The organism is Pseudoalteromonas sp. 78C3, assembly GCF_002836695.1.
Lineage (GTDB): Bacteria > Pseudomonadota > Gammaproteobacteria > Enterobacterales > Alteromonadaceae > Pseudoalteromonas > Pseudoalteromonas arctica.
This window is the reverse complement of record NZ_PJAV01000142.1, coordinates 1-12,872: the sequence shown is the minus strand read 5'-3', so window position 1 is coordinate 12,872 and position 12,872 is coordinate 1. Positions and strand designations below refer to the sequence as shown.

Below are 12,872 nucleotides of genomic sequence, written 5' to 3'. Positions count from 1 at the left end.
TACTGAAAACAAGGAGATACAATGCCAACGTTTACAGGCGAGCAAGCAACACAATACGATAGCCGTATAACCCGTTTAGTTCCTGGTTATGAATTATTACATCAGCTCACTAACGCACAGCTAAAAGCAACGCTAAGCGATAATGCGCATATTTTAGTAGTAGGGGCAGGCACAGGCAAAGAAGTACTTGCACTGGCTGCATTAAACCCTACATGGCAATTTACCGCGCAAGATACATCAGCCGATATGCTTGCTATCGCGAAGCAGCAATTTGATGAGCAAGGCATAGCAAGCCGCGTCAATATTCACAACGGACCTGTTAATAAATTATCGGTTAAAGCCGATGCCGTTTTATGTTTATTGGTAATGCATTTTGTACAAGATAATGGCGATAAAAAAGAGTTATTAAAAGCGATTAAAGGAAGCCTTAAAAAAGACGCCAACCTTTATATTGCAGATTTAATGCGCCCTGAAACTTCATTTGAGCGCGAAGCTCAGCTTACAACGTGCGCGCAATTGGGTTTAACCGAAACAGGTAAAACACAAACAGGGCACGACTTAGAAAATGAGTTTTACCCGCTAGATAGAATGCGCTTTAGCGAACTGCTAAATGAGTGCAAATTTGGCATTCCGAAGCTGTATTTTAAAGCGCTAGGTTTTAGTGGGTATGTAGTTTAAGTTTTACAAGCTGAACAAGCACCCGCGATTCAGCACCAATAAAAACACCGAGTGAACAAACTCGGTGTTTTTATGTAAACCTCTCTACACCACGCTTTTATTTTATACGTAGGTCGGTTAAGCGAAGCGCCACCCGACGCTCTAATATCCACATCACTCAGATCATTGCTGTGCCAGCAATCCTAACCAATCTCTCCAAGCGCTTTCATTGCAGCTTGTGCTTTATCTGTTTGTACAAAAATATGGTCGTGATAAAACGCAGCTACTACATTAGCGCTAATGCCATGCTCAGTCAGCTTTGCAGATACCGCAGCAGTTAGCCCAACGGCCTCTAAGCTTGAATGTACATTAAGAGTAATTAAATTATATTTACCCTCGTAAGTAATACCTGCTTTATCGGCGGTTTCAGCTTTTAAAATAAGGGTTAGCCCTTCCTCTTCAACATAAGTGGCAAGTGGCTCTAAATGAACATAATCGGCAAGTGAGCCTGCTAAGCAACAAAAAATATACTCGCCTTGCTTAAGCGCTGGCTGCATTGATTTTAATAATTCGTTTAACTCTAAAATTCCGGCCATGGTCGTTCCCTACAATTTGTTATTTAGTCATTTTTAGCTGCGCGACTAGTTCGCTTAATCTCGCAATTTTTATATTACTTAACTGTCTATAATCAAAATATGGGCACACAATAATGTTGTTACTGGTGTCTATTGCAAACTCGTCGTCGAGCCAATCAAATTGTGCATGTAACTTACCTTGTTGTAATAAGTTTTTAGCGTGCGTACGACCGGCAATTATGTGCAACTGGTTTTTATTGCTAGTAGCTTTATTTGCACACGTAATAGTAGTGTTAGGCGCGCTAAATAGCAGGGCAGTTTTACTGTTTTCTTGCAGTAAATACTCATCGCGATATTGTTGCCAAGTAGAGGCTTGTTTAGCAAATGAATAATGCTCACTTGGCAGGGCAAATAGCACTTTTGCGTACACGTTAAACACTTTGCGCCAACCATTACCACAGTGCTGGTTTATGGTATTTATTTGCTCATTTATAACCGGCTCAAGGCATTCGAGTGTTTCAAAAAACGGCATTGGCGGCGCTTTTGCTACGTATACCGCCACGCTAAATTGCGTATCACCTAAGCCAACTAATTGGGTATTCAAGTTAGTTAGCCTTGTTTTGCGCTAAAATACGGTCGAGGTTATTTGCAAAGTTTTGGCGATCGGTTTGGCTAAGTGGCGGCGGCCCACCACTCATTTCTACGCCACTTGAGCGCATGGTATCCATAAAGTCTCGCACGTTAAGTATTGAGCGGATATTCTCGGTGGTATAAAGCTCGCCACGCGGGTTGAGTGCTTGCCCGCCGTTATCAATTACTTCACTTGCTAGCGGAATATCGCCCGTAATAACTAAATCGCCTTTTTCAATACGTTTTACTATTTCGTCGTCGGCTACATCAAACCCTGACGATACTTGTACGCGGCTTATGTATTTTGACGGCGGGATACGCATTGCGTGATTAGCCACTAAAATAGTCTCGATTTTCATACGCTCAGCAGCTCTAAAAAGTATTTCTTTTATAACAACAGGACACGCGTCTGCATCTACCCAAATTTTCATGCTATGGTCATTTTTATTGCTTTAGAATTAATATGATCCTATAGCAATTTTTTTTAATCGGCTAGCAAACTTTATACTCATCTATATTTAGATAATACGTACTATTTACGTACTATTTATGTAATTTAAAAAGGAGCTTACATGAAGGCTATTAAATACGGTTTACTTATTACAGGGCTATTTTTTCTTAGTGCTTGCACCAGCCCTCCTGAGGGAATAACACCCGTTAAAAACTTTGATATACAAAAATATAAAGGCAAATGGTTTGAAATAGCGCGGCTCAATCACTCATTCGAAGAAGGTATGGAGCAAGTTACCGCTACTTATTCAATTAACGACGACGGCACAGTAAAGGTCCTTAACAAAGGGTATTTAACGGATGATAAAAAATGGGATGACGCCGAAGGCTTGGCCAAGTTTGTTGAGGGCACCGACACAGGGCATTTTAAAGTCTCGTTTTTTGGTCCATTTTATGGCGCTTACGTGATTTTTGAACTTGACCAACCCGATTATCAATATGCATTTATAACCAGTTACAACAAAGATTACTTGTGGTTTTTATCGCGTACACCAACGGTTAGCAAAGAGCTTAAAGAACACTTTTTAACTAAAGCTAAAGAGTTGGGCTTTGCTACCGATGAAATAATTTGGGTTGAGTAATAAACAATGTAAAGCCCCTTTACAGTAGTAATAAAAGAGTCACCTAACTGTAAAGTAACTTAAATATATTATGGTTATATTGTGTGTACTTGCCGTGAGACAGTAAGTATTGGAAACACTGAATATCCCCTATTGTTGGCAAGCTATATAGCTTGCCATTTTTTTTGCCTAATCTATGGGAAAGTAACGGATCACGTTTTTACTAACTAAGGCTAGTTTAATGCTAAAAACAACCCACTTAGTACAACTAACACGCTATTTAAAACACTAAACCACTTTACGTAGCCTACTAAAAAATTATAAAAAACCATTATAATTAAGACACTTAGGCTCATAAACCCGCAAAATAGTAATGTTCCATAACCACCTTGAGTAACTATACAAAGCACCAAGCTTAGTAAAATACTGATCCAAGCAGCTAATAGCAGCTTTTTACGTTGGGATTCTGTAGGGCGTTTTTTAAATACATCTTTAAAATGATTATACTTAGCCAGCGCAAAACAGTTAAAACTGAGCAGGCATAGGCTAAACCCAAGTAAATCAATCATGGTTTTTGCCTTTTAAGGTTATTAGATTGACTAGGGCTGATTATTTTTGAGTTGTTTTTAGCAGTACGTAATTTTTCGGTTTGTATAAAAAACAATATACTAAATAACAAAAACAGTGCATCAAAAGTAAATAAAGCCCACTGTTTGTGCATCAAATAGCTAACTATATTACCGTTAGTTGTAAGTGCATTAATAACCGGTACGCTTAAACATGCAACAGCATTTATAGCTGCCATAACTCGCCATTGCAGTGTGTCGCGCTTTATAAGTGCTAAAAGAGCAACCGCTAGCCATGTTAAAAAGAACGCGAGTATTTCTTTATCGGCGCGCTCTGCGGTAGTTGGACTAAGTAGTCTGTTAGCAATAAAAAATGCACACGTTGCCAGTGGAAGTCCCATAATAGTGGCTAGGTTTAACCCTTCAACTAGTTTTAAACCAAACGAAGGTTTAACGTTATTTTTAGTTCGCTCGCGAATTCGCTTAGCCCACATAATACAGCCAGAGCCAATCATTACACAGCCTGCAATACCGCCTAATACGTATAACCAGCGCAACAACCACGTAGCTAAACGCCCCGTATGCATTGAATTAAGCGACTCGTAAAGCGCTTTGCTGCTAGTTAGCTCGTCATCAGTTTTAGCAACCATTTGCCCTGTAGCACCACTAAATATTAAGCGTGGTGCTTGGTCACGCAGTGTTTTACCTGCGCTTACCAATACGGTAATTGTTGAAGCTGCCATATTTGGTTGGTTAACTTGTACGCGAGTAATATCTGCATGAGGCCACTTAGTATAAACCTGATCCAAAATGCTTTGAATCGGCACCATTGATGATTCGCCTTCGGCTTTATCGGTCATGGTGTTGCGAGGGGTTACATCGTTAAAAAAGCCACGCATGCCGTTATCGTAAGACGTTTGCGCAGGGTAGGGAAACAACATAAATATGAGCGTAATCATGCCCGTGTAAGTAATCATTAAATGAAAAGGCAGGGCAAGCACAGAGCTTAAATTGTGGGCATCTAACCATGTACGGCTACCTTTATTACGTCTAAAACTAAACATATCTTTAAAAATACGCTTATGAATAACCACACCCGATATAATGGCAATTAGCATAAAAAAGCTAGCAAAGCACACAATCCAGCGTGCGGTTATTGCATCCATGTAATGTAAATCATAGTGCAGCCGATAAAAAAAGTTACCACCTTTAGTATCTACAAAGGGCTCAAGCTCTTTCATGGTATTAGGGTTTAACTGTGTGTTTTTAAACTGGCTGCGGCGCTGGCCTGGCTCTTTTGGCTTTGCATAACCATAAATTAAATAAGGAATACGCGGCTCAGGCAGAGTAATACGCCAGTTTGGTGAGCTAGCACCATGGCTAGCTAGGTAATCGAACCCTGTAATTATTTGCTGCTTTTGCGCTTCTATACGCTGTGTTTGGGCTTGTACATTATGTATGGCAGGTTGATTCCACAGCGTTATTTCATCTCTAAAAAAGCTAAGTGTTCCCGCAAAAAATATTAAATATAATAACCAACAAACGAGTAACCCTACCCAAGTGTGTAACCAAGTCATCGATCTAAAAAAGCTGTCTTTCATACCCAACCCTTTAGTAATACAAGCAATCCGATAAACGCACCTGTACTTAGTAAAATACTGATCCACACTTTTCTTAATGATTTAACGCTAAAGGCATAAATAAATACTACGGCATAAATTAAAATGCTGATTGAAACACTAAACAGTACAGCGTCTTGCTTAGCTATTGGCAATACAAAACTTAATAACGCAATACTTGCAGAGGTAAAGGCATAGCCACCAATTATGGCAATAAAAAAACGTAAAAATACCAAAACTCGATAACTGCTTACGCTTTTTACTATAAGCGCAATTACGTTAACCTTATCGAATGGCGCACTGTGCAAAGGTGCCTGCATAGTTAATTAATCCCTTTATTTAAAGCTGAGGATAAAACAAAGGCGCTATTATATATGTTACAAATACAAAAGATAGCTATTCTCATTTGTAGTCATTGACTTTTAAGTAAATTATGCTTACTTACTTAATTACTTAGTAAAATACTGATCTGTTATTGTTTAATGATATTGCACAGGCTGTATGTAAAGCTTAAGGTTAATAAACTGAGTAAAAATAAAGAGTGAAATAACGATGAGCGATCACGAAAAACTAAATTACGTAGAGTTTCCTGCATGCGACTTACCCGCAACTAAGGCCTTTTTTAGTCATGTATTTAATTGGCAGTTTACTGACTACGGCCCAGAATACACGGCGTTTAGTGAGCAGGGGTTAGATGGTGGGATTTTTCAGGCTCCATTAAAATCACTAACTCAGCATGGGGCAGCATTACTTATTTTTTATAGCGACGACATACACGCAACCTTTAAAAAAGTAGAGACATTTGGCGGAGTAATATTAAAACCTATTTTTGAGTTTCCTGGCGGTTGTCGGTTTCACTTTACAGAACCAAGTGGTAACGAATTTGCGGTATGGGCGAAAGAACACTAGGTACTATAAGGGCTGTAGGGCATTTAGGCTTAAAGATCAGGATTTTACTAACTAATCGCCATTTTAGATAAAATAAACCGATTTTTTACCAACTCATTTATCCTAAATGGCCATTTAGGATAAAAATTAAGCATTTAAGGCCAAATAAACATGAATAGTCACCAATTAATAGACCAAGTTAGTAAATGCGTGATCTGTGATCCTCATTTACCTTTAGGGGCTCGACCTGTAATACAATTTAACCCAAACGCACGTATTTTAATCGCAGGCCAAGCACCGGGTATAAAAGTTCACGAAACAGGCGTGCCGTTTAACGATGCAAGCGGAAACCGCCTACGAGAATGGCTTGGGCTAACACGTGATGAATTTTACGACGCTAATAATATAGCAATTTTACCTATGGGCTTTTGCTACCCGGGTAGGGGGAAGTCGGGTGATTTACCACCGAGAAAAGAATGTGCCCCAGCATGGCGCGAGCAATTATTGGCTGCACTACCAAATATTGAGCTGACAATAGTATTAGGTAAATACGCGCAGGCGTATCACTTACCGGAGACTAAAAAAATGCCACTTACGGAGTTAGTAAAATCGTGGCGTGAGTATTGGCCAAATTATTTAGTGCTTCCACACCACAGTCCGCGTAATAATATATGGCTTAAAAAGAATCCATGGTTTGAGCAAGATGTACTTCCAGAACTGGGTAAACGCATTGCTACTATTTTAAATAAGTAATGCTTCTAGCATTAGGATTTATTGTAAAGGGGCGTTATACCAATCCGCAATAATACTTAATCATTTTGCGGGGCTAAACGTGTCGCTACCTGTGTTAAAAAATTCTCATTTAGAACAACTAAATAGCGAATTTTTTGCCTAGCTATCAACACGTTTTTCCATCCTCAAAATAGATCACTTAATTAAGCGAATTGGTATACAGTTAACTTAAAAATTAACACTCCAATTAAAAACAATAACAAACGAGGCTGTTTAATTTGAATGCATCTATATTAACTGAAGTAATACTTCCGCTCGCTCTTGCACTTATTATGTTTGGTATGGGTCTTGGGCTCACAACAAACGATTTTACTCGTCTATTTAAAAGCCCGCTTGCCATTGTTATGGGTTTAATAGGCCAACTTGTAGCAATGCCTTTATTAGCATTAGGGCTGTGTTATTTACTTAACCTACCAACGCCTATCGCTATTGGTTTAATGATATTAGCTGCCTGCCCAGGCGGTACTATGTCAAATGTAGTAAGCCAGCTTGCTAAAGCTAATTTAGCGCTTTCGGTAAGTTTAACCGCTGCCTCTACCGCAATTAGTATAATAACCACACCGTTTATTATTGGCTTTGCTATGAGTCAGTTTGCCCCAGCAGACGATGCTACTTTTTCTATTTTAACTACTTCATTAGGGCTATTTTTTATTACCTTAGTGCCAGTTGCTATAGGCATTTGGTTACGTCACTTTAAAAGTGATTTTGCCATTAAAGCAGAGCCGTTTTTTAGACGCTTCTCGTTGTTTTTTATGCTTATGATGATTGCCGCACTAGTAATAAAAGAGCGCGATTTATTAGTTAGCTCATTTAACGATGTATTTTGGGCGTGCATAGCACTTAATATTGGTTCAATGGTTGTTGGTTGGTTAATTGCTAAGTGTTCAAAATTAAATTTAACTGATTCGCTGACGCTTTCAATTGAGGTTGGAATTCAAAATGCATCGTTAGCTATTTTAATTGCTATTAGCTTTTTGAATAAACCAGAATACGCGGTTACCGGTGGCGTGTATGGCCTTGCTATGTTTATAGGGCCACTGCTATTAATTGGCGGGTTAAAGCTTAAAAATAAACGTACCGCTAGGGCTGTTAACTAGGACTTTTAATTAGGGCATGTTGACCAAGTTACTTTAATTTATGGCTGCGGATAACGTAGCCGTAAACTCCAGTCTAAAAATACCACCTGTTAAATGTATGCTCAGCACCCATCGCGTCAACAAATTGTAGGCTCACAAAAGACTCTCAAGCTTGAATATTGCACTAGGGGCTGAGCTTGTTTGCGCGAGGAGTGAAGCTTCTAATTACTAAGGCGCATTTTAGGATGGGATAAGAGTGTAAGTAATACGGTGAAAAACAGTTAATTATTTGGTTACTAAAACAGCGCCTCAAATATGATGCGCTACTTTAAAACTTACTATTTGGTTTGCATGTTTTTAGCGCGTTCTTCTGCATCTATTAATGCTTGTGATTTAGGGGCGCGTTTTTTCTCTTCTATTTTGGGCTTTTCAGCCGAGTCAGGATCCCAGCTTGAGTCCAACGATAAGTTAGCAAATGGATTGTTACTGTCCGCTTTTTTAGGCTCAATTACTGGCTCATTAACTAGCGGTGTTGTTTGTGCTTGCTCAGGTATCGCGTCTTCTTTTTTAGGCATCGGCTTTTCACCAGGTAACGGGGCATCTGGGTTAAATGTACGCACCTCTGGTTCTTTAAAGTCTTGCTCGGTTGTATACGTAGTCGATTGAGCGTCAGATATTTGCTCTGGAGCGTGTAAATCTATAACCGGCTCACTCGCTGTTACTGACTCAGGAGTAGTAATAACCGGCTCTACAGTGTTATGTTCGGCTTCTATTGGCGAAGATTCCGTTACTTGCGCTGTATAGTGCTTACGTTGTTTTTTTACTGGCTTTGCATCTGGGTCAAAGTCGCGTACCTCTGGCTCATTAAAGCTGCTGGCATTTTTAATGCGCTCTAAGGTTGTTTTAGCGGCGGCTTCAAACTCGGCGGTATTAGGCTCTGGTTTTTGTTTTACTTCGTTAAACGTAGCGGTACTTGTTTGCTCTAAAGTATCTGCTGGCTCCATTTGTGCAGACTCAATTTCACTTGTTTGCGATGGAGTAACTACGTTGTTTTGCTCATCTGAGATCTGCGTTGTTGTATGTTCAATATCAGTATTTTGCGCTGTGTTAGTAGGTTCCACTGACTCTTCATTTGTCGCTACGCTGCTCTCAACTGCTTTATTATTTTGAGTTGCTTCGTTAATGACGACAGGCTCAATCTTTGGCTCTTTTGTTGTTTGTACTGGCTTTGTTGCTTTAATTTCAGGTTTAGCTGGCGTAGCAATTTTTTCTGATTTAACTTCAGGTGGAGCCGCTATAGTCGGTTCTGCCATCGTTTTACTTTGTTTTGCACGGCGCAGGCGCACGACTACCATAGCGCCAATAAGTACCACTATAACAAGTATTAAAGTGGGTAAAAGTAACGAGCTTGGGCTTTGTGCTACAGGTTGCGGCGCAATTACAGGCGCTGGTTTAGTTAACACCGGTGCTGGTTTTACAAGTACAGGCTTTTCAGACGCAGGTTGAACGCTTTGCTCTGGCGTCGCCGGTTTTACTTGCTCTATCACAGCTTCGTTTTTTTGCTCTGTAACTACTTGCTCGGGTGCTGCTTTTGTTGGCTCTGCATCAATTACTATTTCGTTACTGTTGGTATTTAGCTGATCGTTTATTTGTTGTTTTTGATCATTAGTTAAATTAAGGGTTTGCTCGTTGATGCTTTCTTTAACAGCTTCTTCAGTAGGTTTAATTACAGGGGCAGGTTCAACAATTTTAGGTTGTGGCTGAGTAATAATAGTCGGCTCAGGCTCTATTATTTGAGGCTTAGGTTGTGCTTGAATTTCTTTTGGCTTATTACAGTTGTTTTTGTAATCACGCGCAGCTTTACGATATTTTTGACTCGCTTTATTATTACTATTTTGCTGCATTTCTTGTTTAATTAAAATGCACATAGCTTCGTTGTATGCAGCACTTTGCGCACTATAAAATAAGGCAAAGCAAAGGGTAAATCTAATTAGTTTTGATATCATGAAGTTATGCGCTTAAATATTAATAGTTTGATTTTAAGCGCAAAATTAAAAATTATCCAGAGTAATACAACTAATCAATAACCATAAGGCTGCGATATTCATCGTAAGCAAATTGGTCGGTCATACCGCTTATATAATCTTGGATTAATCTACAACGATAATAAAACTCGTATGCCGCAAAGTGATCGGGCTCTTCTTGCATCGCATCTATTGCGTGTTGGTAACTATTTAAGTGCTTTTTAGAGAGCTTTTTAATAAGTCGCGACTCTATTAATAAACGTGAATCGCCATTTAGTGCACGCTTAAAGTCATCCTTGTTTAGTAGCAGTAATGGTTTATAGCAATCGAGCAAACCATTAATTATGCGATACCCTTGTAGCTCTAATTTTTCGACTTCTTTGTTTGAAAATACATGCTCAAGCGCTACCTGCTTTAGTGTTTTAGTTACTGCATGTAGATGGCTTCTATCTTCTAAAAGCGCTTGGTTAAAATCGCCATGGTAAATAGGTTCTATATTTTCGATAAAGCGTTTTGCGGCGTGATTTACTAGCGGATGTAGCAATGCAACCCGCAGGTATATAAAAAATTCACTATTAAAATTATAGGGTTGTGCTTGTGCACGCTCTAGTGCGTAGTCTACGGCTTTGTCTACAAAATTTTGATGTTGAGCGTCGTCGATTAATAGATTTATTAATACTTTTTTGTAACTACTTTTAAGTTTTTCGCACAGCAACTCAGTGCTTATTATGTCTTTTTCTACGGCGTCTTCTATGTCGGCTAGGCAATACGAAATGTCGTCGGCGGCTTCCATTATGTAACTTGCAGGATGGCGGCAGTAAGGCTCAATAGTGAGCTCTTTTTGTAGCGCTTCAACAAAGTTTTTTTCGCTGTAGTAGTAACCTACTTTTTTCATTAAATAGTTTTTATTTTGCGGAGTGTCTTTTACATCAAGCCCAGCAGGGCGAGTGTATTTTAAAATACCAGCACTCTGGCTGTAGGTTAAATTAAGCGTTTGCAAAGAATGAATTATACGTATGCCTTGAGCGTTGCCCTCAAAGTTACAAATATCGAGCGCAAGGTGTTTAAAAACAACACCTATACCGGTGTTTGGTTCTTTACAGCGTTCGGGTGTTACGCTTGCTAGGTTGTTATTAAACCAGTGGTTAATAGCCGCTTCGCCAAAATGTCCAAACGGTGGGTTGCCTATGTCGTGCATTAGGCAGGCCATTTCTACTAAGCTTTCTAGTGGGCGCTCTAGGTCGGTTAAGCCGTAATCTTTTTGTTGCTCATAGCTTAAATTAGCAAAAATACGTTGCACTATAAAACGACCAACCTGTTGTACTTCAAGCGAATGGGTAAGGCGAGAGCGCACAGCTGCGTTGCGCTCAAGCGGAAACACTTGTGTTTTTTGCTGCAGCCTGCGAATAGCGGCACTGTTAATAATACGTCCACGGTCGCTTTCTAGCGCCATCTGTAAGTTAGAGGTTGTGCGGTACATTCGTGCTGGCGTTATTTTTTTACTAAAATCTATGGTCATCTTTATACTTGTCCTTTTTTACAATTGATGACTGGCATAGTTTTTAGCACATAGTCATTTGTCTTTAATATACAGGGTTTAATCTATCAGTTTGTATCATAAAGTAACAACTTGCTTTAAAATAATTTTTTGAGTAATTGTTGTGCATTTATAGGTGTTTATAATGAAACAGTGGATTTTAAAGGCAGTATCAATTTGCCTAATGTTAGGAATGAACAGCGCATTTGCTGCAAAAGAGCAAACTGTGGTGCTTGTATCAATTGATGGCCTGCGTTGGGATTATATTGAAAAACACGGCGCGCCAAATTTAAAAGCAATGGCCGAGCGCGGTGTTCGCGCACAAAAGCTAATACCTGTTTATCCAACTAAAACGTTTCCTAATCATATTTCTATTATTACGGGCTTACTGCCGGTAAACCATGGCATTGTTGATAATAGCTTTTGTGATAAAGCGCGTAAGAACGACTGTTACAGCATGGGCAAAGCATTAGGCGATAGCACATGGGTAAAGGGTATTCCGCTTTGGAATTTAGCAAAAATGCAGGGGCTTAAATCGGCTACTTATTTTTGGCCTGAGTCAGATGCATTATTTAACGGCATGACACCAGATTACTTTTATCACTATTCTAAATACAGCGATTACCAAAGCCGTGTTGATCAAATTATTCAGTGGTTAAGTTTACCAAAAGCACAGCGCCCACGTTTTATTGCGAGTTACTTTTCGCTAGTTGATAGCATGGGCCATGAATTTGGGCCAGACGCACCACAAACGCGTGATGCAGTTAAACAGCTTGATGAATTAATGGGGCAATTACAAACTCGCTTAAGTAAATTAGAGCAAGAGGTAAACTTAGTTATTGTGTCGGATCATGGTATGACGAGTATAGATCCAGATAAAAGCATTGATGTAACCACACTGCCTCAAGATGAAAACTTTTTAGTTAAAAATACTGGTCCACGTTTACTTATTTATACTCAGCCTGATGCTAAAAACGCTGATATTGAAGGTTACAAAGCACGTTTACGAGATGCGTCAAACGGTCGTTATACAGTATTAACTGACGAGCAATTAGCAGCGTATCATTACAATAAAGGCACTCGCGTAGGCGATATTGTGGTGCAAACTACAGCGCCAGCGGTATTTACCAATGGTAAAAAACCAACCTATTTAGGGACTCACGGTTATGCATATACCGAGGATATGGCAGCATCATTTATTGCTGTAGGCCCTGCATTTAAACAAGGTGTAAGCCTTAAAGAAGTAAATAATCTTGATATTTACCCAGTACTGGCAAAAGTGATGGGACTTAAATTGTTAAACAAAGTAGATGGCAATGGTAAAACATTAATGCCAGCAATTAAGCAAAAAATCGTTGTGCATTAGCTTAATCTAAAAGAGCGCGTAAGCGCTCTGCAGGGAAGAACATGTTAAAACTTTAAAGTGGGCTATTTAGCC

General features: G+C 39.4%; 14 protein-coding genes. 6 read left to right on the top strand and 8 right to left on the bottom strand.

Annotated features, from left to right (window positions below; translation table 11 throughout):
• Nucleotides 1-21 precede the first annotated feature (21 nt).
• The gene (locus tag CXF76_RS09675) at nucleotides 22-678 is read left to right on the top strand and encodes a class I SAM-dependent methyltransferase (protein WP_010552879.1); all 657 of its coding nucleotides are present in this window, start codon (nucleotides 22-24) and stop codon (nucleotides 676-678) included.
• A gap of 182 nt (nucleotides 679-860) precedes the next feature.
• Here CXF76_RS09675 and CXF76_RS09670 read toward each other — a convergent pair whose 3' ends face one another.
• Genes CXF76_RS09670 through CXF76_RS09660 form a run of 3 tightly spaced genes read right to left on the bottom strand, consistent with a single transcriptional unit; the run spans nucleotide 861 to nucleotide 2,293 of the window.
• On the bottom strand, nucleotides 861-1,253 hold the full coding sequence (locus CXF76_RS09670; RefSeq protein ID WP_024592701.1) for an ACT domain-containing protein: 393 nt from the start codon (nucleotides 1,251-1,253) through the stop codon (nucleotides 861-863).
• Nucleotides 1,254-1,272: 19 nt separating this feature from the next.
• The gene (locus CXF76_RS09665; protein ID WP_101163541.1) at nucleotides 1,273-1,836 is read right to left on the bottom strand and encodes a DUF6942 family protein; all 564 of its coding nucleotides are present in this window, start codon (nucleotides 1,834-1,836) and stop codon (nucleotides 1,273-1,275) included.
• A 1-nt stretch (nucleotide 1,837) separates the two neighbouring features.
• A complete protein-coding gene (locus CXF76_RS09660; RefSeq protein WP_007376692.1) occupies nucleotides 1,838-2,293 on the bottom strand; it encodes a YaiI/YqxD family protein in 456 nt (151 codons plus the stop codon).
• A 141-nt stretch (nucleotides 2,294-2,434) separates the two neighbouring features.
• Here CXF76_RS09660 and CXF76_RS09655 point away from each other — a divergent pair, with 141 nt between their 5' ends.
• On the top strand, nucleotides 2,435-2,953 hold the full coding sequence (locus tag CXF76_RS09655) for a lipocalin family protein (RefSeq protein ID WP_101163540.1): 519 nt from the start codon (nucleotides 2,435-2,437) through the stop codon (nucleotides 2,951-2,953).
• Between the two features lie 212 nt (nucleotides 2,954-3,165).
• On the opposite strand, the gene CXF76_RS09650 is transcribed toward CXF76_RS09655, so the two are convergent.
• Genes CXF76_RS09650 through CXF76_RS09640 form a run of 3 tightly spaced genes read right to left on the bottom strand, consistent with a single transcriptional unit; the run spans nucleotide 3,166 to nucleotide 5,437 of the window.
• On the bottom strand, nucleotides 3,166-3,501 hold the full coding sequence (locus tag CXF76_RS09650) for a DUF3325 domain-containing protein (protein ID WP_007583595.1): 336 nt from the start codon (nucleotides 3,499-3,501) through the stop codon (nucleotides 3,166-3,168).
• Nucleotides 3,498-5,099 carry a PepSY-associated TM helix domain-containing protein gene (locus CXF76_RS09645; RefSeq protein WP_024591555.1) on the bottom strand — a complete coding sequence of 534 codons (1,602 nt, stop codon included), beginning with the start codon at nucleotides 5,097-5,099 and terminating at the stop codon, nucleotides 3,498-3,500. Before CXF76_RS09645 ends, CXF76_RS09650 begins: the two co-directional genes overlap by 4 nt.
• Complete coding sequence (locus tag CXF76_RS09640; protein WP_024591554.1) at nucleotides 5,096-5,437, bottom strand: hypothetical protein; 342 nt, start codon at nucleotides 5,435-5,437, stop codon at nucleotides 5,096-5,098. The genes CXF76_RS09645 and CXF76_RS09640 overlap by 4 nt, the downstream gene beginning before the upstream one ends.
• A 232-nt stretch (nucleotides 5,438-5,669) precedes the next feature.
• Between CXF76_RS09640 and CXF76_RS09635 the strand changes: the two genes are divergently transcribed.
• From CXF76_RS09635 to CXF76_RS09625, 3 genes are all read left to right on the top strand, one after another.
• The gene (locus CXF76_RS09635) at nucleotides 5,670-6,026 is read left to right on the top strand and encodes a VOC family protein (RefSeq protein ID WP_024591553.1); all 357 of its coding nucleotides are present in this window, start codon (nucleotides 5,670-5,672) and stop codon (nucleotides 6,024-6,026) included.
• A gap of 150 nt (nucleotides 6,027-6,176) precedes the next feature.
• On the top strand, nucleotides 6,177-6,758 hold the full coding sequence (locus CXF76_RS09630; protein WP_101163539.1) for a uracil-DNA glycosylase family protein: 582 nt from the start codon (nucleotides 6,177-6,179) through the stop codon (nucleotides 6,756-6,758).
• A 257-nt stretch (nucleotides 6,759-7,015) separates the two neighbouring features.
• Nucleotides 7,016-7,894 (top strand): bile acid:sodium symporter family protein, encoded by an 879-nt coding sequence (locus CXF76_RS09625; protein ID WP_024591551.1) that lies wholly within the window; start codon nucleotides 7,016-7,018, stop codon nucleotides 7,892-7,894.
• Between the two features lie 317 nt (nucleotides 7,895-8,211).
• On the opposite strand, the gene CXF76_RS09620 is transcribed toward CXF76_RS09625, so the two are convergent.
• On the bottom strand, nucleotides 8,212-9,879 hold the full coding sequence (locus CXF76_RS09620; RefSeq protein ID WP_024591550.1) for a hypothetical protein: 1,668 nt from the start codon (nucleotides 9,877-9,879) through the stop codon (nucleotides 8,212-8,214).
• A 70-nt stretch (nucleotides 9,880-9,949) separates the two neighbouring features.
• Nucleotides 9,950-11,416, bottom strand: coding sequence for a dGTPase (gene dgt / locus CXF76_RS09615; protein ID WP_101163538.1), 1,467 nt, complete (start codon nucleotides 11,414-11,416; stop codon nucleotides 9,950-9,952).
• 163 nt (nucleotides 11,417-11,579) lie between these two features.
• Here dgt and CXF76_RS09610 point away from each other — a divergent pair, with 163 nt between their 5' ends.
• Nucleotides 11,580-12,800 carry an alkaline phosphatase family protein gene (locus CXF76_RS09610; protein WP_024591549.1) on the top strand — a complete coding sequence of 407 codons (1,221 nt, stop codon included), beginning with the start codon at nucleotides 11,580-11,582 and terminating at the stop codon, nucleotides 12,798-12,800.
• Nucleotides 12,801-12,872 lie beyond the last annotated feature (72 nt).

Bases quoted from the DNA above. Each gene is read 5' to 3' on its own strand.
- CXF76_RS09670 (WP_024592701.1), bottom strand. From the start codon at position 1,253: ATGGCCGGAATTTTAGAGTTAAACGAATTATTAAAATCAATGCAGCCA.
- CXF76_RS09655 (WP_101163540.1), top strand. From the start codon at position 2,435: ATGAAGGCTATTAAATACGGTTTACTTATTACAGGGCTATTTTTTCTT.
- CXF76_RS09660 (WP_007376692.1), bottom strand. From the start codon at position 2,293: ATGAAAATTTGGGTAGATGCAGACGCGTGTCCTGTTGTTATAAAAGAA.
- dgt (WP_101163538.1), bottom strand. From the start codon at position 11,416: ATGACCATAGATTTTAGTAAAAAAATAACGCCAGCACGAATGTACCGC.
- CXF76_RS09675 (WP_010552879.1), top strand. From the start codon at position 22: ATGCCAACGTTTACAGGCGAGCAAGCAACACAATACGATAGCCGTATA.
- CXF76_RS09620 (WP_024591550.1), bottom strand. From the start codon at position 9,879: ATGATATCAAAACTAATTAGATTTACCCTTTGCTTTGCCTTATTTTAT.
- CXF76_RS09645 (WP_024591555.1), bottom strand. From the start codon at position 5,099: ATGAAAGACAGCTTTTTTAGATCGATGACTTGGTTACACACTTGGGTA.
- CXF76_RS09610 (WP_024591549.1), top strand. From the start codon at position 11,580: ATGAAACAGTGGATTTTAAAGGCAGTATCAATTTGCCTAATGTTAGGA.
- CXF76_RS09630 (WP_101163539.1), top strand. From the start codon at position 6,177: ATGAATAGTCACCAATTAATAGACCAAGTTAGTAAATGCGTGATCTGT.
- CXF76_RS09650 (WP_007583595.1), bottom strand. From the start codon at position 3,501: ATGATTGATTTACTTGGGTTTAGCCTATGCCTGCTCAGTTTTAACTGT.
- CXF76_RS09640 (WP_024591554.1), bottom strand. From the start codon at position 5,437: ATGCAGGCACCTTTGCACAGTGCGCCATTCGATAAGGTTAACGTAATT.
- CXF76_RS09635 (WP_024591553.1), top strand. From the start codon at position 5,670: ATGAGCGATCACGAAAAACTAAATTACGTAGAGTTTCCTGCATGCGAC.